The sequence below is a fragment of the Rhodococcus sp. 06-470-2 genome, from assembly GCF_002258235.1.
GTDB lineage: Bacteria > Actinomycetota > Actinomycetes > Mycobacteriales > Mycobacteriaceae > Rhodococcoides.
This window is the reverse complement of the sequence record NZ_NOYB01000037.1, coordinates 72137-89979: the sequence shown is the minus strand read 5'-3', so window position 1 is coordinate 89979 and position 17843 is coordinate 72137. Positions and strand designations below refer to the sequence as shown.

14 protein-coding genes and 1 pseudogene are annotated in these 17843 nt (G+C 64.7%); 8 read left to right on the top strand and 7 right to left on the bottom strand.

The window, feature by feature from the left end:
• Positions 1-90: 90 nt before the first annotated feature.
• The 5 genes from CH276_RS20445 to CH276_RS20425 are packed head-to-tail and all read right to left on the bottom strand — an operon-like array spanning position 91 to position 8482.
• A complete protein-coding gene (locus tag CH276_RS20445) occupies positions 91-810 on the bottom strand; it encodes a TetR/AcrR family transcriptional regulator (protein ID WP_176459361.1) in 720 nt (239 codons plus the stop codon).
• A gap of 25 nt (positions 811-835) precedes the next feature.
• Positions 836-2365: an FAD-dependent monooxygenase gene (locus CH276_RS20440; RefSeq protein ID WP_094631507.1), complete on the bottom strand. Its 1530-nt coding sequence runs from the start codon at positions 2363-2365 to the stop codon at positions 836-838.
• Entirely contained in the window at positions 2362-4041 is a 1680-nt protein-coding gene (locus CH276_RS20435) for a (2,3-dihydroxybenzoyl)adenylate synthase (protein WP_094631506.1), read from the bottom strand. Before CH276_RS20435 ends, CH276_RS20440 begins: the two co-directional genes overlap by 4 nt.
• On the bottom strand, positions 4038-6359 hold the full coding sequence (locus tag CH276_RS20430) for a hydantoinase B/oxoprolinase family protein (RefSeq protein WP_094631505.1): 2322 nt from the start codon (positions 6357-6359) through the stop codon (positions 4038-4040). Before CH276_RS20430 ends, CH276_RS20435 begins: the two co-directional genes overlap by 4 nt.
• Before the next feature lie 20 nt (positions 6360-6379).
• Positions 6380-8482 (bottom strand): hydantoinase/oxoprolinase family protein, encoded by a 2103-nt coding sequence (locus CH276_RS20425; RefSeq protein ID WP_032394843.1) that lies wholly within the window; start codon positions 8480-8482, stop codon positions 6380-6382.
• 252 nt (positions 8483-8734) lie between these two features.
• Here CH276_RS20425 and CH276_RS20420 point away from each other — a divergent pair, with 252 nt between their 5' ends.
• The 8 genes and pseudogenes from CH276_RS20420 to CH276_RS20385 all read left to right on the top strand — a co-directional run bounded on the left by CH276_RS20420 (position 8735) and on the right by CH276_RS20385 (position 14529).
• Complete coding sequence (locus CH276_RS20420; RefSeq protein ID WP_094631504.1) at positions 8735-9487, top strand: maleate cis-trans isomerase family protein; 753 nt, start codon at positions 8735-8737, stop codon at positions 9485-9487.
• Between the two features lie 28 nt (positions 9488-9515).
• Positions 9516-10151: a VOC family protein gene (locus CH276_RS20415; RefSeq protein WP_045196184.1), complete on the top strand. Its 636-nt coding sequence runs from the start codon at positions 9516-9518 to the stop codon at positions 10149-10151.
• Positions 10148-10393: a hypothetical protein gene (locus CH276_RS20410; RefSeq protein ID WP_032394846.1), complete on the top strand. Its 246-nt coding sequence runs from the start codon at positions 10148-10150 to the stop codon at positions 10391-10393. Before CH276_RS20415 ends, CH276_RS20410 begins: the two co-directional genes overlap by 4 nt.
• Entirely contained in the window at positions 10390-11619 is a 1230-nt protein-coding gene (locus CH276_RS20405) for an alpha/beta hydrolase (RefSeq protein ID WP_094631503.1), read from the top strand. Before CH276_RS20410 ends, CH276_RS20405 begins: the two co-directional genes overlap by 4 nt.
• 45 nt (positions 11620-11664) lie before the next feature.
• The gene (locus tag CH276_RS20400; protein WP_254924349.1) at positions 11665-12957 is read left to right on the top strand and encodes an MFS transporter; all 1293 of its coding nucleotides are present in this window, start codon (positions 11665-11667) and stop codon (positions 12955-12957) included.
• Between the two features lie 188 nt (positions 12958-13145).
• Positions 13146-13523 (top strand): annotated as a pseudogene (locus CH276_RS29320) (universal stress protein); the annotation flags it as partial.
• The gene (locus tag CH276_RS20390; RefSeq protein WP_179277611.1) at positions 13471-13941 is read left to right on the top strand and encodes an Hsp20/alpha crystallin family protein; all 471 of its coding nucleotides are present in this window, start codon (positions 13471-13473) and stop codon (positions 13939-13941) included. The pseudogene CH276_RS29320 and the gene CH276_RS20390, both read left to right, overlap by 53 nt.
• Before the next feature lie 114 nt (positions 13942-14055).
• Positions 14056-14529 carry an SPW repeat protein gene (locus CH276_RS20385; protein WP_176459360.1) on the top strand — a complete coding sequence of 158 codons (474 nt, stop codon included), beginning with the start codon at positions 14056-14058 and terminating at the stop codon, positions 14527-14529.
• 474 nt (positions 14530-15003) lie between these two features.
• Here CH276_RS20385 and CH276_RS28545 read toward each other — a convergent pair whose 3' ends face one another.
• Complete coding sequence (locus CH276_RS28545) at positions 15004-15168, bottom strand: hypothetical protein (RefSeq protein ID WP_155290795.1); 165 nt, start codon at positions 15166-15168, stop codon at positions 15004-15006.
• Between the two features lie 166 nt (positions 15169-15334).
• Positions 15335-17785, bottom strand: a complete 2451-nt coding sequence (gene uvrA / locus CH276_RS20375) for an excinuclease ABC subunit UvrA (protein ID WP_094631500.1) — start codon at positions 17783-17785, stop codon at positions 15335-15337.
• Positions 17786-17843 lie beyond the last annotated feature (58 nt).

Genomic DNA, 17843 nt, shown 5'->3' with positions numbered 1-17843 from the left:
TCCGAGAACTGTGGGGTGCACCGAACCGTTCGGTCGTGCAGAGGGATATGAGCGGCGAAGTGTCACACTGCGGAGCCACTCTTTCACGCTCTACCGGGTTCGATCCCGAGCCAGGATGCGTTCGAGGTAGTCGAGATCCTCGCGGAGCATCGAGATGGCCCGCTCGGGCCCCTCCGGTACGACGGGCTTGCCGCTGTCCTGAGCAACGGTGCGCAGTGCCATGTCGGCGAGTTGAGTGGCCACGCTCCGATCGGCGTCGGGGTCACCGCTCTGGTGCCACCACGCGACCCAGTTGAGCATGCCGATGATGCCGAGTGCCGCAGTGCGCGGATCGACCGGCCGGAATTCCCCTGCCTTGACACCACTTTCGACGACCGTCACGAACTCCTTGAGCACGTGCCGGCGACTCTGCTGGTAGGTGTGCGACATCTCTTCGGGGAGATCGGCTTCCGATCTGATGATGAGCTTGAAGCGATCGGCGCTCTGGGCCTGATTCAACGCGATCGCGGTCGCCATCTTCCGTAGCTTCTCCGTGGGCCCGAGGTCGGATCGCTCGTTGATCTCGTGCAGAACAGCGGCCGGCGTCTCGGTGCTCTCGCTGATGAGTCGCGAGAGCAACTCGTCCTTGTTCGCTACGTAGTGGTACAGCGCCGGCCGAGTGAGACCGGTGGCGTCGGCGATGTCCTGCAGGGTGGTACTGGCGAAACCCTTCTCCGCGAACAACCGCGTGGCCTGGTCGAGAATCTGCTTCTCGACCAGCTCCCGACGCGGGTTGCGCGCCGATCCCCGTGGTGAGTCCTCGCGTGTCATGACCGAAGAATAACCGTCGCTCCCGTCAAGGACCGACAGACACCAGGTGGGTGCGCGCACCGACGAGACCTGCCACCGCGTCGGGCATGCACTCCTTGGGCACATCGACGACGACGAGTGCGCTGGTGTTGCGCATCATTCGCTCCGCGACATCGAGACGGGTGAGGACGTGATCACGCTCCTCGGACCCGGTCAACCACACCGTTGAGCTCGCCTTGGCCTCGTCGACGACGGCCGTCGCCTTCTCGTTCCACGCAGACTCGACGTCCACGGAGACCACCGTCGTCGTCGGATCGTCGCGAAGATCGGACGGGGCGAATCGGTCGGGGAACGACCGCCCACCGTGGTCGATGGGCCGCGAGAGGATCCACCGAGATACGTCGACGGGAACCTCCGAGTCGGCCGGGACCTGTGCGTAGCCGGCAATTCCCTTCCACGCCACCTCGGGGGCGGAGTCGAGAAACCGCTCGAGACCGACCTTCCCGGCTCGCGTCATGTACGCAACCATGAGCTGGTCCACGGGTAGATCCATCCGCTGAGGGAAGGACTCCCACCACTGTTCACTGCGCACCGCGATCTGTTGGAGGTGGTCCACCGCAGGGCGACGCACCCGTTCGTACTCGGTGAGGGCTTCGTCGACCGTCGCAGCCGACGCCAGTGCGGCATCGAGGGCGATGGCGTCCTCCATGGCGAGCTTCGTTCCCGATCCGATCGAGTAGTGGGCTGTGTGGGCGGCGTCCCCGAGAAGAACTGTGTTGTCCACCGCCCACTTTCGGCACTTGACGGTTCGGAACTGCATCCACCTGGTCCGGTTGCCGATGAGGCTGTGATCCTGGAGTGTCTCGGAGAATGCCTTCTCGAGGTAGCGCAACGACGCCTCGTCGCTGTCGGCCGGATCCGTGGCAGCTGTCGTGACGTCGAAGCCCGCCCGGTGCCACGTGTCGAGATCGGTCTCGATCAGAAACGTACTGCGATCTGCCGCATAGGGATACGCGTGAGCGACGAACGTGCCGTGCTCGGTGGTGACGGGCACGAAGATGGCACTCGGCAGTGCGAAATCCGTTCCGCACCAGAGGTAGAGGCCGGTTCCGGTGGTGATGTCCGCACCGAAACGGTCGTCGGCCGTGCGTGTCGCGCTGTTGATTCCGTCCGACGCGATCACGAGGTCGGCATCGAATTCGTGCACCCGGTGACGTTCGCCGAACACGAGCCGAACCCCGGCGTCGCGTGCTTGCTCCTGCAGCACGGACAGCAGTCGGGCGCGGCCGATCGCGAGAAGATCGCCGTGGGCCAAGCGGGCCGTGCTGTCGCCGACCTGCATGGACATCTCGTGCGAATAGGATTCGGCCACAATCGCATCGAGAGATCTGGCGTCGGCCTGCCGAAGGTTGCGCTGCGTCCGTGACGCCAGCCCCACTCCGAAGCCGAACGTCGTATCCGGTGAACTCTGTTCGTAGACCGTGATCTCCGCGTCGGGATTGGACAGTTTCAACAGCCTTGCGGCGTAGAGCCCGCCCGGGCCTCCGCCGATGACTACGACGCGGTCGAGTTTCATCGTTGCCTCTCGAGCTTCGCGGCGATGTCGAGCCGCAGACGCTTCTTGTCGATCTTGTTGACGTTGGTTCGGGGAAGCTCGTCCACCCATTCGAGACGTTCGGGCCACTTGAACTTGGCCACGCCGAGCCCCGTGAGGTGTTCCTGCACGTCGGCCATCGTCAATGGCACCCCGTCGGTGACGAGATACGCGCACGTCTTCTCGCCGAGTCGAGGGTCGGGCATCGCGACCACGGCCGCGGAACGAACGGCTGGGTGATCGAGCAGCAGCAGCTCCACCTCCTCGGCGTTGATCTTCTCGCCGCCGCGGTTGATGAGGTCCTTGATCCGCCCCTCGATCGTGACGTACCGCTCGCCTGCGACGACGGAGATCGACGCCAGATCGCCGGTCCGGTAGAAACCGTCGGAAGTGAAGGCAGTTCGATTGTGCTCGGGGGCACCGAAATACCCGGTGATCGTGTACGGACCACGGCAGCACAGTTCCCCGACTTCCCCGTCGGGCAGCTCGATCTCCGTACCGGGATCGAGGATGCGCACCTCGTCCTCCGCGCAGACCGGGGTGCCGACGGTGGCGATCCGGGCGTCGCGGGGAGCGGCGACCGGGGTGACGGTGAGCAACCCCTCGGACATTCCGAACAACTGACCCGCCCAATGATCTCGACCGTCGTCGACGCGGTCCATCAGTGCCGGTGACACTTTGGCACCGGACAGGATCACGTGCCGCAGACGCTCACGCACGCAATCGAACTCGGGACTCGACACGGCCTGGTAGTGACCGTGGCCGATCAACACCTCGGTGGCTTCCGCGCGTTCCATGAGGTCGAACGCCGATCGGACGTCGGCTGTCGCGAGTACGAGACACGCGCCGACCGAGTGCGAGGCGTGCAGACCGCAGGCAATCCCTGCGTTGTGGACGATGGGAATCAGATGGGCGACGCGGCTGTCCGATGTCCACTCGAGCCGCTGCGCGTACATGAGTGCGTTGTTCCAGTACTCGGCATGGATCCGCGGAATGACCTTCGGTACTCCCGTTGTCCCGCCGGACAATTGGAAGGCAACGACGTCCTCGGGATCGGTCTCGGCCTCGATGGCTTCGACGACTGCTCGGGCCTCGGTGGGGTCGATGCCCTGCCCGAGGTCCTCGAGGCGCAGCTCGCCACCCTCCGCTGCTCCGACGGTCACAACATGGCGAACGGTCTGGCTGCCCGCGGCATGCTCGTGGGCGAACGAGACCAGATCGAACGACGGCAGACCGGCCTCCACCACGTGCGCGACCGCACCCACCGCGGCACCGATGTGCGCGATCTCGTGCATCCGGTGCGCGGCCAGTGTGGCGACCGGAACGAGCCCGGCCTTGAGACAGCCGTACCACGCCAGCACCGTCTCCAGCCGGTTCGTCAGTTGGAACAGCACCGGATCGAGGCGCAGCAGACCCAGTCGAACCAATCCGGCGGCGATGGCGTCGGTACGACGGTCGAGTTCGGCGAAGGTCATCGACCCCTCGGCGCTGATGACGGCGAGCCGGTCCGGATACCGGACAGCGATGTCGCGGAACCGTCGGCTGGTCGGTAGCGAACTCCACGAACCGCTCTGCAGATAGTGCTGTGCTCGGTCCTGCGGGTATCGCACCAGCCTGCCGTCCCAGTCCGAGTGGGTCGCCTCGGTGGTCACCGTCATCGCTGAGCCACCGCGGGAAGCAATCGAGAGATCTCCAACGAATGATCGGGGTGGTCGGCCGGGACGATTCCCGAGTAGACGGCCGTCCAGCATCCGGGGCAGCACAGTTGGCGAAAGACGATGGGAGTGTCGACGTACTCGGCCGGATCCGAGGTCACCTGCGGTCCGGCCGCCGAGGACGGGCCCTCGTAGCGAGCCAGATCCAGTACACCGCTGTTCTTCTCGTCACCGAGCAGTCGCCCGCACTGTGCGCAGGCGATGACCCGAACGTCCCCGACGGTCACCTCGGACAGGTTGTCGTCGAGCCGCCTGGCCAGCGAAAGATCCATGATGGGGGCGTCGGAATGCTGGGTGGAACGCGTGCGCCGTTCGTCGATCATGTCCCGACGTCGTCGCGCAGTTGCTGCCTCGTCCACCTTTCCCCCGTCGATCACCACGCCGTAGACGATGTTCGCGCCCTCCGCGGTGACCTTGCCTTCGCGTAGGTCCACCACGACGGCCTCCGGATCGCGATGCAACGGATCTCCGTAACCGCCGCCGCCCTGCCAGTGCATGTACAGCACTTCACCCGGAGCGACGTAGCTTTCGGCGTAGCACGCGCCGAATTCCTTTCCGCCGCCCAGCTCTTCGAGGGCCCCGGGAATCTTTCCTGCTGCGAACTGCTCGATGACGTCGGTACTGCGTGCCAGGATTTCGAGTCCGGTGTTACCCGGGTATCCGCCGGCGAGACCGTTGTTCTGCGCCACGGCTTTACCCGCAGACGCAAGCACGAGGCCCATCGGGAGCGAGGTGCCGTACGGCGTGACAGCGAGCGATGCACTGACGCCACCTCGTTGACGACCGGGTCCACCGGAGTCGGGCTCTTCACGACGCCACAGCGTGAGCAGCGGGTAGAGGAACTCGGTCATTTCCGTATCGGGGATGCGCCCCATCGGAATACAGAAGAGTCCGCCGGTATCCATGCCGTCTGCGGTCGGGCGTGCGCCGTAACCGCCTGCCATCGGTTCCATCATGATGTTGAGGAACGGAACGGGTTGTTCTCCGCGTTCGTCGAGGCCTGCGATCACGGCGGTGTCCCAGGTGCCGCAACATGCAGCCTGCACGCTCTTGCCGAGGTCGACCGATCGGTCGAGCATCTGCGACAGACATTCGGCGATGAGGGTTCCGGTCAGCCACGCCGGCCCGATGGGACCACGGCTGACCGCCGCCGGGAAGCTCGCGTTGTTGATGGTGCCCTCTTCGGAGACCAGATCGAAGCATCGCATCAATCCGCCTGCGGACCAGGGAATGTCACCCGCGAGGATCGGAAGCAAGGCGAGCATGACGCCGCCGCGCATTCCTGCGTAGGTGCAGTTGATGACGCCCGTCTGCTTCTGGGTACCGGTGAAGTCGAACGTGAGATGGTCGGCGGTCTTGCTCATCGCGACGGTGATCTTGTGCACGTCGCGATCACCGGTGTGCGACTGGTCCTGGTAGCCGGTGGCCTTCCAGGTCCCGTCGGGCAGCGACGAGAGTTTGCTGCGCAGTCGGCCTTCGGCGTCGGTCATCATGCGCTTCATGACGGCCTTGACGGTGTCGGCACCGTACTGCTCGATGACGGCGAGCATGCGATTGCGTCCGACGGTGTTCGCACCGATCTTCGCCCGCAGGTCGAGCCCGACCAACATCGGAACTCGGGAGCGTCGCACCCAGAGATCGGCGATGTCGCGCTGGAGTTCGTAGTCGCGGACGACCTTGACCGGTGGAGTCGGAAGCGATTCGGAGAACACATCTTTCGCGGACGGGTCGAACGACCCGAGTCCGGAACCGCCGAGGTCGGGTTCGTGGCAGATCGCGCTGGTCCAGGCGAACAGCTTGCCCTCGTGGAAGATGGGTTGGTAGACGATGACGTCGCTCTGGTGCAGTCCCCCGCCGACCCATGGGTCGTTGCACAGGAACATGTCACCCGGCGCGATTCCGGGGTTGGCGGCGCGATGTTGCAGGGTCCAGTAGATCGCCAGGTCCACGGCTCCGACGAGCATGGTGTTGTAGAGGCCGACCTGAACCTCTTGCCCCAGTTCGTCACTGATCGCGAAGTCGAAATCGTTCGCGTCGGTGACGATGGGTGAGCCCGACATTCGTTTGAGTGCCTCGCCCATCTCGTCGGTGACCGACCAGAGTCGGTGCCGGATGACCTCGTAGGTCAACGGATCGAGGTCGTCGATCTGCTGCTGCGTGACGGTATGCACCGGCAGGGTCGGTGGGAGGGCGCGCGCGAGAGCGTCGGGATCGACGGGGCGGGACGAGAAGATCTCGGACCCGGGAATTGCTGATGTCATGGTGCGGTTCTCCTGTGGTCTCAGCCGGCGACGATGTTGAGGTTGCCGAGGCGGTCGACAGTTCCGGTGGTTCCGTGCGGGACGACGACGGTCGTCGTAGGGACTTCGACGATGGCGGGGCCGGCGAGGACGTGCCCGGCAGCGAGCTTGCTGTAGTCGTAGATATCGGTGTCGACGTAGCCGATTCGACCGTCCAGGTTGACTTTTCGGGAGCCGATGCGGGCGGCCGATGCGTCGGCGGAGTCGGCCGACTTCAATTCGGGCAGAGTCGGCGAGAACGGCAGCACGCCCGTCGCGCGAACGCGATAGGTGATCGCCTGAATGCCGGCTTCGCGGAATCCACTGTCCTTGCCGTACAGATCTGCGTACCGCTGCTCGAAGAGGTCCGAGGCATGGGCGACACTCGCCGAGTCCAGCGAGCCTCCTGGAACGGTCGTGGCCACCTCGGCCAGCTGCATCGTGTACCGCATGTCGATTTCGCGTTCGACCTCGACGGATGTGAAATTGAGACCCTGCCGACCGAGGGCATCACGCACCCGCTTCTCGAGGCTCTCGAAATTGGCCTCGGCGCGGGCCGGATCGAGGGGCATCGCGGCCGGGTCGGACAGCTCGGCCGCGAGCACGATGTTCGACGACGCAAGACCGTAGGCCGAGAACGCCGACGCCACCTGCCCGAGCGGAACGATGACCTCTTTGACGCCGACCTCGGCGGCATACGCGGCGCAATGCGACGGTCCGGCTCCGCCGAATGCGTAGAGGACGAAGTTGCGCGGATCGTGTCCGGCTTCGACGACGGTCTTGCGCAGGAGATCGCCGGTCTGCGCGTTCTGCACGGCGTAGATCGCAGCCGCCGCATCCTCGATCGACAGACCGAGCGGTTCCGCGATTCGGCGTCGAATGGCCTCGCGCGCAAGCTCTTTGTCGAGTGGTTTGCGACCGCCGAGCAATCCGCGTTCGGGGAGGATGCCGAGGACGAGGTTGGCATCGGCATTGGTGGGTTCGGTTCCGCCCTGCCCGTAACAGGCGGGACCGGGTACGGCTTGCGCGCTGTGCGGTCCGATCTGAAGATTGCCGCCTGCATCCACCCAGGCGATGGCGCCGCCGCCGGAGCCGATGGCGTGTACCTGGAGGGTGGGCACGTTGATCGGGTGGTGATTGATGATGGTGCTCGACGCGCGTACCGGTTCACCGTCGACGACCAAGCCGACGAGGAACGTGGTTCCGCCGACGTCGGTGGCGATGATGTTCTCGTGTCCCAGCTGCTTTCCGAGCGACACGGCACCGACCACGCCGCCGGTCAACACGGAACCGACTGTGCTGATGGCGTTCTTCGGGGCCTCGGCTGCGGCAACGGCACCGCCGTTGCTCTGCATCACCAGCAGTGGGCCGGCGAGGTCGAGGGCACGCAGCTTCTTCTCCAACGAACCGAGGTAGTCGCGCAGTCCCGGACCGATCTGAGTGCTCATGATCGTGGTCGCGTTGCGGGCGAACTCACGGATGCGCGGGCTCACCTCGGAGGACAGCGAGACGAACATGTCGGGCGCGATCTCGTGCACCAGTTCACGAATACGCTGCTCGTGCACCGGGTTACGGAACGACCAGAGCAGCGAGACCGCAATGCCGGAGACGCCGTCGTCGACGAGGCTTCGGATGGCGACGCGCGCGGACTCCTCGTCGAGGGCAACGACGACATTGCCGTCTCGATCGAGCCGTTCGGTGACCTCGAGTGCATGCCGCTTGGGAACCAGACCGTGGGACTTGCTCTGCCCCAACACGTTCTGCAGTTGCTCGGGCGAACCACCGAGGTAACGGCCCTCGACGTTCATGATGTAGATCGAATCCCGATGCCCCTTGGTGGTCAGAAACCCGACCGGCGGGACATTGCCCATCACCAGAGCATTGAGCGAGGACGTGGTGCCGTGCGCGATGTGGTGGGTGTTCGCGAGCATCTCCTGCACCGGGCATCCGAGCTGCTCGGCCAACGCTTCGAGAACGTCGATGACGCCCTGGGAATAGTCGGGTGGAGTCGAGGGCGCCTTGGCCGCGACCACGGTGCCGGAACTGTCGTCGAGTACTGCATCCGTGAACGTTCCGCCGACGTCCACTCCGATCACATAGGTCATGCCGGTGTGCTCCTTAGGTCCGAGTCGAAGACGTTCTGGCGTGTGAGAGCGAGGCACCCTCGAACACTGCTTACGTCTGCGTCGAGTATTCGACGTGACCGACGACATGTCAAGCACGAATGTGAGTGCTGTCACCTCCCTCGATTCCGTCCGACTCGATACTGCCGTTCACTTCCGCTGGTGGACACCACTTGACGAATCATCGCAAACGTCGAATACTCGTCATCAACGTCAATTACCGAAAGGCAGTGCATGAGCATTCACCGTGTGGGCTTGGTCGTTCCGAGCTCCAACGTCACCGTGGAAACGGAGATGCCGGCCCTGTTGGCGCGACATCGACACGCGCGGTTCTCGTTCCACTCCTCGCGGATGCGCATGCAGGCCGTGTCACCGGAGCAACTGCGAGCGATGAACGCCCAGCGAGAGCGGTGCATCCTCGAATTGGGTGATGCCGGGATCGACGCCGTTCTCTATGCCTGCCTCGTCGCCCTGATGGTCGCCGGGCCCGGGGAACACCAACGCGTCGAGGGGTTGGTGGCCGAGCAACTCGCCACGGGCGGATCCGATGCAGCCGTCCGGTCGAGCGCGGGAGCCCTCGTGGAAGGCCTGCGCGCTCTGGACGCGAGCAACATCGTTCTCGTGACGCCGTACATGCGACCACTCGCGGAGAAGGTGGTCGAGTACATCGAGGCCGAAGGTATTCGTGTACTCGATTGGCGTGCCCTCGAAATCTCCGACAACGCCGAAGTCGGCTGCATCCCTGGCGAACGAGTCATGGACGCGGCCAGATCTTTGGATCTCACCGGTGCCGACGCACTGGTGATCTCCGCGTGCGTACAGATGCCGTCCCTGCCTCTCGTCCAGGCTGCCGAGGACGAGTTCGGGATTCCCGTGCTCTCGGCCGCCACGGCAGGTGCCTACAGCCTGCTCCGTGCGCTCGACCTGTCCGTCGATCTACCGGATGCCGGCTCGTTGCTCCGCGCGGACGCCGTCGTCGCGTCGTAGATCGTCACTACGTAGAGAGGAAATCTCCATGTCCGACTTGCCACACAAGGTTCGGGGCGTCGACCACGTCGCCTATCCCACGTTCGATCCGGCAGCGACGGTCGAGTTCTACCGCGACGTGCTCGGGTTCCCCGTCGTCCATTCCATCTGCGCAGCGGGGTGGGGACCGGAGAAGCATCCGGACTTCATCCACTTCTTCTTCGACATCGGCAACGACGACCGACTCGCATTCTTCTACTATTTCGGTCTCGAACCGTTCGACGGTGGACCACAGGGTGATGCGTATTCACGCTTCGCAGAGGACGTACCGATCTTCTTCATCCGCTCGCGTCACCTGGCGATTCACGTCGACAGCGAAGAAGACCTGATGGAGTATCGACGACGGCTCGACGGCAGCGACTGGCCCGTGGAGATGCAGATCCAGCACGAGACGATCGAGTCCATCTACACCCACGATCCCAACGGCTACATGATCGAGCTCACCCGCGCGATGCGTCCTGTCACGCCGCAGGAGGACCTCGACGCGAATTTGACGATCGACGCCCTGATCGACGTCGTTCGCGGACCCGACCCGAGTATGGCGAACCTGTTGACCCGCAAGGCCGAGTTGATCGTCGAGCGTGCGGCCGACTGGTCGGCCGAGAACGAGGTGGGGGTGTCGTGACCACGCTGTACGTCCTCGACATTCCGGAGAACACGACGATCGCGTCGGTTGCGGACATCGATCCGGCAGTGCGCGTGGACCATGTCGGCCCGTACTTCCGCATAGTCTCGGACGGGGACATCGTGATCGATCGTCGGGCGACCGGATGCAGGCACGCAGTCTGGTACAGCAGTGTCTCGGGCCTGTCCGACTCTCGAATCACACAGTGGGACAAAGACGCTCTGCGCGTCGAGGGATCATGACTGCGGCCCGTCTCGGGGCCGGTCGCTACATCGACGCCGCCGAGGCACCGAGCAACACCGTCACCTCGACGCACGAGCTGACCACCGCAGACGGCGCCAAGGTCAGCGGAGTGTTGAGAACGGTTCCCGGTGCCGACGTCGTCGTGGCGTTGATGCACCCGAGACAGGATCTGACGCACCACGTACTGGTGCCCGAACTCCTCGCCCGCGGATACGCGGTGTGGACCCAGGGCACGCGTTCGGTGAACAACGACATCTCCCTGGTACACGAGCAGGCATTGCTCGACGCAGCCGCCGGGCAGGTATTCCTGCGTTCAGGGTCGTTCGATCACGTTGTGACGCTGGGACACTCCGGTGGCGGCACCCTGTTCGCGTTCTACCATGAGCAGGCCGGTCTTGCGCCGGAGCATCGACTGACGGCCACCCCGTCCGGTCGGCCGATCGATCTCGCGTCGGCGGAGATGCCGGTGCCGGACGGTGCGATCTTCATGGCTCCGCACCCCGGACAGGGTGCGCTGCTGCTGCGACTGATCGATCCGTCCGTCGTCGACGAATCCGACCCCATGTCCATCGACCCGTCGCTCGATCCCTTCGATGCAGCCAACGGATTCGTCGACGCACCGGAAAGTTCGTCGTATCCGGAGGACTTCGTTCATCGGTATCGCGCCGCGCAGCACGAGCGCGTCGCTCGGCTGGACGCGCTCGCGCGGTCACGGGTCGCCGAAGCATCCGAGGCCCGACGGCGTTTCAAGACAAGCGGTGATCCTGCCGACCGTCGAGATGCGTTGGCGCCGCGCATATTGACCGTTTATCGTACCGACGCGGACCTGAGATTCACCGATCTCTCGCTCAGTCCGAACGCTCGACCGTACGGTTCGTTGTTCGGCCGACGGCCGGATCTGACGAACTACGGGCTCGTCGGTTTCGCGCGCCTGTCCACGCCCGATGCGTGGTTGTCGACGTGGTCCGGTCTGAGCTCCAACGCCGACTTCGTTCGGTGCGCACCGTCGGTGACGGTCCCGTCGTTGTTCGTCGAACTGACCGGCGATCAGGCGTGTTTCCCGGAGGACGCGTCGAGGATGGTCGAGGCTCTGGGCTCGATCGACAAGTCTCGTGTGGCGATCGAGGGCACCCACTTCGGCGGCCCCATTCGCGACGGGGCGCCCACCGGCGCTTCTCTGGCCGCCGCCGATATCGGTGCCTGGTTGTCCGACCACTTCATCTGACCCTCTTGCGAGCGGAAACACATGTCACGTAACACTTTTTCTCCCGTGGTCGCACTCTGTCTGGCGGCGCTGACGCTGGAAGGGTACGACCTTCTGATGTACGGCACGGTGGTTCCGTCGCTCCTGGCGTACGAGCCGTGGGATCTGGATCCGGCGACCGTCGGGGTACTCGGATCCGTGGTGGGAGTCGGCATGCTCGCCGGGGCACTCGCCGCGGGCAGCATCGCGGATCGCTGGGGTAGGCGACGCGCCTTGATCGCCGCAGTCGCGTTGTTCTCGGCCGCGATGGGATGCTGTGCGATTGCACCCTCACCCGAGATCTTCGGAGCAGCGCGATTCGTCGTCGGCGTCGGAGCAGGAGTGTTGATGCCGACCGCTGCATCGATGCTGATCGAATTCTCCCGACTGGACACGAGAGCACGAACGGTCGCACTGGGATTCGTGGGCACCAGTGTCGGCGGTATCGCGGCGGGGATCCTGTCGCTGTGGCTCGTCCCGGCGTTCGGCTTCCGAGCGATGTTCGCAGCAGGGATGATCCCAGCGTTGTTGATTCTGCCGGCAATGCTCAGACATCTTCCCGAATCACCCGCGTTCCTCAACTCGCGAGGCAGGACGGATGCAGCACAGAGGATCTCGACCCATTACGGACTCGAGGAAGCATCGGAGAGTGCCGGTGGCGACCCGACATCGACGGATCGCGGAATCGGCGCGCTGTTCACCGCGAACCGTGCGCGAGTGACGTTGTCCTTCTGGGTGATGACCCTGCTGTGCCTGCTCGTGTTGTTCGGTGTCGCGACCTGGTTGCCCGCTGTCATGAGGTCGGCCGGATACCCACTCGGCGCCGCGCTGTCCTTCTTGCTGGTGCTCAATGTGGGCGGTGCAGTAGGCGCTCTCGGCGGTGCTCACCTGGCCGATCGTTACGGCATCAAACCGGTGACCACCCTCGGATTCGTCTGTGCAGCAGTATCGTTGGCCTTGATCGCGACCACTCCCCCGATCGGCATCGTGTACGTTCTGGTACTGATCGCAGGAATGGGTACGACCGGGACGCAGATCCTGCTGAACACCTTCATCGGTGGCTACTACCCCGTGGCCTGCCGGACAACAGGATTGGGAGTCGCACTCGCGGTGGGGCGACTCGGCGCGATCGTCGGCCCCACCTACGGTGGACTGTTCGTCGCCGCCGGTGCAGGTACCAGCACTCAGCTGTTGGCTTTCGCCCTGCCCGCAATCATCGGAGCCGCAGTTACGATTCTGATTCCGGCGGGCCGCCGTGACACTTCCGCAGCGGATGTCTTCTCCACCAGGTCGTCGGATCGGTCGCGTCCACGATCGTGAACTCCGGCAGCAACCCAACCGATTGCATCCGAGGACAACTCGGCCGGCCAGAGCATTCTGTTCTCGATCACCTGGACCTTCGAGCGCCTCGGTGCCGGCCGTGACCCGTGCCCAATTCGAGCCCTCTGCAGTGTGAACAGGGTCCGAAGGCCCTGTTTCCGGTCCATCCGACCACCGAGAATCGATGCATGACCAGCTCTGTCGACAATCGAAGGAATCTGACGGTCGTCGGTATCGACGGCTCTGTATCGTCGCGAAATGCTCTGGGATGGGCCGCAGCCGACGCGGTCGGTCGAAACACCACACTGCTCCTCGTCCGTGCAGGCGTGGATCGAGACATCGCACGAGCCGGAGCAGCGAATGCACACAGCGGTACCGCGTCGGGTGCTCGCGCTCGCGCACGGTCCGCGTTGGCCGCCGCGCGAGTTGTCGCAATGTACGTTCTGGGTGACGACGCAGACGTCGAGACAGTACTCGAACCCGGACCACCGGACGAGGTCCTGAGGATGTACGATGACCGTTCTCGCCAACCGCACGCCACTGATTCCGTCGTGGCCGGCGCTACCGGACTGGTCGGACCTGATGGCACGATTCGAGGCCATGCCGCCGTGGAGTGCGCTGGAAGGTCACATGATTCGGGTCGAAGAAACCCTGGAGGACGACCGATACGTGCTCCGGGCGGAGCTGCCCGGTATCGATCCGGAACGGGACGTGGACATCAGCGTGCACGACGGCAAGCTCTTCATCAAAGCCGAACGTGCAGAGCAGAAGACGGAGGGCACGCGATCGGAGTTCCGCTACGGCAGCTTCCACCGCACGATCGATCTACCGGCCGGAGCGAAGGACGACGCAATCGAAGCCACCTACGACAACGGGATTCTGACGGTCGATGTGACACTTGCCGGATCCGAGCCGGACACGCCTGTCCGCCACATCGAGGTCAGGAGCAACGGGGTCCAACCCAACGGGGTCGGAACCGACTGAGGGTGCCGTCGTCCGTCGGCCCGAACCGTGTAGTCGGCTGAATCGAGGCCTACAGGCGAGCACAGCGGCCCCTGAACATCGACACTCACCTACTCACTCGAAAGGACTCGAACAATGTCCACAACGACCAGTGCGTCCATGCACGCACATCCCGACATCGCTGCACTGCGCGATCGCTACGACGCGGTGTTCAACAGGCCCGTGGGACAAGTGACAGATGGGCTGCTACTGCTGGCCGGTCTGTACGCGGCGAGCTCGGCCTGGATTCTCGGCCTGGCGCCGCTGTCGAGTACAGCCGCCGACGGCCGTGCCGCGTTCGCCATGACCAACCTGATCACCGGTTCTGCGATCGCAGTCCTCGCGCTTGCACTCGGAGCCGCGTACGGACGAATCCACGGGGTGTCCTTCGTGGTGCCGCTCCTGGGGATCTGGCTGATCGTGTCCCCGTGGATCATCGCTGATCTCGAGCGCACGAACGGCATGATCTGGTCCAACGTACTGGTCGGAATCGTCGTGCTCGGGCTCGGCGCAGTTGCAACGGCCATGGGCACAGGACGCTTCACGGGTATGCATCGCAGCGGACGGTAGCCGTCCGCGCGGAACACGAGAACGCCGAGCCTGTCGGGTTCGGCGCTGTCGTGTATCGACCGTGTACCGACGCCACCGGAGGGCACCGGGCCGACCGATAGCAGCGAACGACGCTACCTCTTCCCGCGCGTGGAGGCACCGAATCGACATTCGTACCCATCGCGATCATCGGCTTCCTGCACGGGTGGTGTCGGCCGACGGGAGCGCGCGGGACCGATGACGCTCTCCCACCACGGCTTGAGCGGACTAGGGTCGCGCCAGACGACGTCCGGTACGGGATCGGCTCGCACAGAATCGAACGATCCAGAATTGTGCATCGGGCACCTCCGTCGAAAGATCGGGCGGCGAAGACTGGTGTATCCACAGGATGGTCCGGGCCGGCAGGAGGAAAAAGAGCACAAAGTCCCCATTCGCGGAGGTCCGGGCATGGACCGTCCCACCCGCTGCGGTGTCAGACCGGTCCGAGTCGCCCGCTCACTGTTGCCATCCCGAACCGACATCGGTCAGAACCAGCACACACTGTGCGGCCGCCAACAGTCCGAAAGCGACGATCAACAGCAGCGGCGCGCCCACGAACAGGCAGGTCACGAACAGTCCGGAGACCACGACCAACTTGACGAGCGAAGGCGGCGGTTCCATGGCATTCCCCAACGGTCGATTCTGCGTCTCACTGTGACAAACCACGATGGCATCCACACTGCGGTTTGTAGAGAGCACAAAGACCATTCATGGGCTCGACTCGCCCGCGGCACAACGCATAGACAAACCACGCCCCGAGACTCAGCGGTGAGGCTGCTGCTCGGGCTCAACGCGACGCGGCAACAGTCCCGGATCGGAGCCGTCGGGCCAGATACGGTCCCGTGATGCTGTCCGGGGACGACGCGACTTCGGCGGGCGTTCCGGTAGCAACGACAGTGCCCCCGTTGTCGCCGCCGCCGGGACCGAGATCGATGACCCAGTCGGCGGAGGCTATGGCATCCAGGTCGTGTTCCACCATCACCACGGTGTTGCCTGCATCGACAAGCAAGTGCAGCTGGCGCATGAGCAGGGCGACGTCGGCGGGATGGAGTCCTGCGGTCGGTTCGTCCAGTAGATAGAGGGCAGTACCGCGACGGGTGCGCTGCAATTCGGTCGCGATCTTGATGCGCTGCGCCTCGCCGCCGCTCAGCTCGGTGGCGGGTTGACCGAGTCGAAGGTAGCCGAGCCCGATGTCGTGCAACGTCTCCAGACTGCGGGACACTGCCGCGATATCGGCGAAGAACATCGCTGCCTCGTCCACCGACATGTGCAGTACGTCGGCAATTGTCTTGTTGCGCCAGGTTATTTCGAGAGTTTCCGGGTTGTACCGGTCACCGTGGCAGGTGGGGCAGGGGCCATAGGTGCCGGGGAGGAACAGCAACTCCACTTCGACGAAACCGTCGCCCTGGCACGTGGGGCATCGTCCGTCCGCGACGTTGAAGGAGAACCGTCCGGGTGCCCATCCGCGGGCCTTGGCCTCGTCGGTGGCGGCGAACAGTTTGCGGACGACGTCGAACATTCCGACGTAGGTGGCCAGTGTCGATCGGGGGGTTCGGCCGATAGGGCGTTGATCCACCCGGACCAGGCGGGTGAACGACTCGATTCCGGAGACCTCGGCCACGTCGACCTCGATCTGTGCGTCATCGTCGTCTGTCGCGGTCTCGAGTCGGTGGCGCGCCACCTCGAACAGGACCTGGCTGACCAGTGTCGACTTCCCGGAGCCCGACACACCCGTCACCGCCGTAAGGACCGCGCGAGGGAACTCCGCCGTCAACTCCCGCAGATTGTGCCGGGTGACCCCGGCCAGAGTGAGCCAGCCCTGGGTGGGGCGCGCCTGCCGCTGCACGGATTCCGCTCGACCGAAGAGGTGCCTGCTGGTGACCGACTCCTCGATCTCTTCCAAGCCTGCGACGGGGCCGCTGTACAGCACCCGTCCGCCGCCCTCACCGGCCGCAGGTCCGATATCGACCACCCAGTCGGCGCGCCGGACCACGTCCATGTCGTGTTCGACCACGAACAAGGTGTTTCCCGACGCCTTCAGCTGGTCCAGGACGTCGAGCAGCGGCTCGGCATCCGCGGGATGCAGTCCGGCGGACGGTTCGTCCAACACGTACACCACCCCGAACAGACCCGAACGGAGCTGAGTGGCAATTCGCAACCGCTGCGTCTCGCCGGGCGACAGAGTCGTCGAGCTACGCCCGAGCGCCAGATATCCCAAGCCCAAATCGAGCAACACGTCGATCCTGGCCAGCAGATCTGCGGTGATGCGTACCGCCACCTCCGTGGTCTCCCCCGACTGTTCGGCAATGGGGCGCAGTAATGCGGCAAGTTCTGTCAGCGAGAGCGCATTGATCTCGGCGATCGACCGGCCGGCAATGGTGACGGCCAACGCGTCGGCACGCAGTCCGCTGCCGGAGCACATCGGGCAGCGAACGGTCTCGGTGAATTGCAGAGCGCGTTCTCGCATGCGCTCGCTGTTCGAGTCGGTCAGAACGTGCATGACATGGCTGCGGGCGCTCCAGAACTTGCCTTCGTAACTGTGGTCGACTCGTCCCTCCTCCGGTTCGATCCACACCTTGGGGTGCTCGTCGGTGAACAGGAGCCACTCCCGGTCCTTCTTCTTCAGCGTGCGCCACGGCACGTCGATGTCGATCCCCATGCCGGCGACGATGCTGCGCAGGTTCGCCCCCTGCCAGGCACCCGGCCACGCCGCGATCGCGCCCTCCCGAATGCTCAGCGACGGGTCGGGAACCAGCAATTCCGTTGTCACATCGTGGAACTCGCCCAAACCGCCGCATCTCGGGCAGGCACCGGCGACGGTGTTGGGTGAGAACGCTTCCGCCGGGAGCATGGGCGCACCGTCGGGATAGGTACCGGCCCGGGAGTAGAGCATGCGCAGCAGGTTCGACATCGTGGTGATGGTGCCGACGCTGGAGCGCGAGCTCGGCGACCCCCGGCGTTGCTGCAGCGCAACGGCCGGGGGAAGGCCGGTGATGGACGCGACATGAGGTGCGCCCACTTGCTGAAGCAGGCGGCGGGCGTAGGGGGCAACCGACTCGAAATAGCGTCGTTGCGCTTCGGCGTACAGGGTGCTGAAGGCCAGTGACGACTTTCCTGACCCCGACACCCCCGTGAACGCGACGAAGGCATTGCGGGGTATGTCGACATCGACAGCTGCCAGGTTGTGCTCGGTAGCGCCGCGCACACGGACGTACCCGTCCCACGTTGAGTCCGTCACCGAACGAGCCTAGCTGGCGCGCTCGGCCCGAGAGCACAGAAGCGACGAGATGCCGTGC

Excerpts from the sequence above, each read along its gene's own strand:
- CH276_RS20445 (WP_176459361.1), bottom strand. The coding sequence starts at position 810 with ATGACACGCGAGGACTCACCACGGGGATCGGCGCGCAACCCGCGTCGG.
- CH276_RS20440 (WP_094631507.1), bottom strand. The coding sequence starts at position 2,365 with ATGAAACTCGACCGCGTCGTAGTCATCGGCGGAGGCCCGGGCGGGCTC.
- CH276_RS20435 (WP_094631506.1), bottom strand. The coding sequence starts at position 4,041 with ATGACGGTGACCACCGAGGCGACCCACTCGGACTGGGACGGCAGGCTG.
- CH276_RS20430 (WP_094631505.1), bottom strand. The coding sequence starts at position 6,359 with ATGACATCAGCAATTCCCGGGTCCGAGATCTTCTCGTCCCGCCCCGTC.
- CH276_RS20425 (WP_032394843.1), bottom strand. The coding sequence starts at position 8,482 with ATGACCTATGTGATCGGAGTGGACGTCGGCGGAACGTTCACGGATGCA.
- CH276_RS20420 (WP_094631504.1), top strand. The coding sequence starts at position 8,735 with ATGAGCATTCACCGTGTGGGCTTGGTCGTTCCGAGCTCCAACGTCACC.
- CH276_RS20415 (WP_045196184.1), top strand. The coding sequence starts at position 9,516 with ATGTCCGACTTGCCACACAAGGTTCGGGGCGTCGACCACGTCGCCTAT.
- CH276_RS20405 (WP_094631503.1), top strand. The coding sequence starts at position 10,390 with ATGACTGCGGCCCGTCTCGGGGCCGGTCGCTACATCGACGCCGCCGAG.
- CH276_RS20390 (WP_179277611.1), top strand. The coding sequence starts at position 13,471 with ATGACCGTTCTCGCCAACCGCACGCCACTGATTCCGTCGTGGCCGGCG.
- CH276_RS20385 (WP_176459360.1), top strand. The coding sequence starts at position 14,056 with ATGTCCACAACGACCAGTGCGTCCATGCACGCACATCCCGACATCGCT.
- CH276_RS28545 (WP_155290795.1), bottom strand. The coding sequence starts at position 15,168 with ATGGAACCGCCGCCTTCGCTCGTCAAGTTGGTCGTGGTCTCCGGACTG.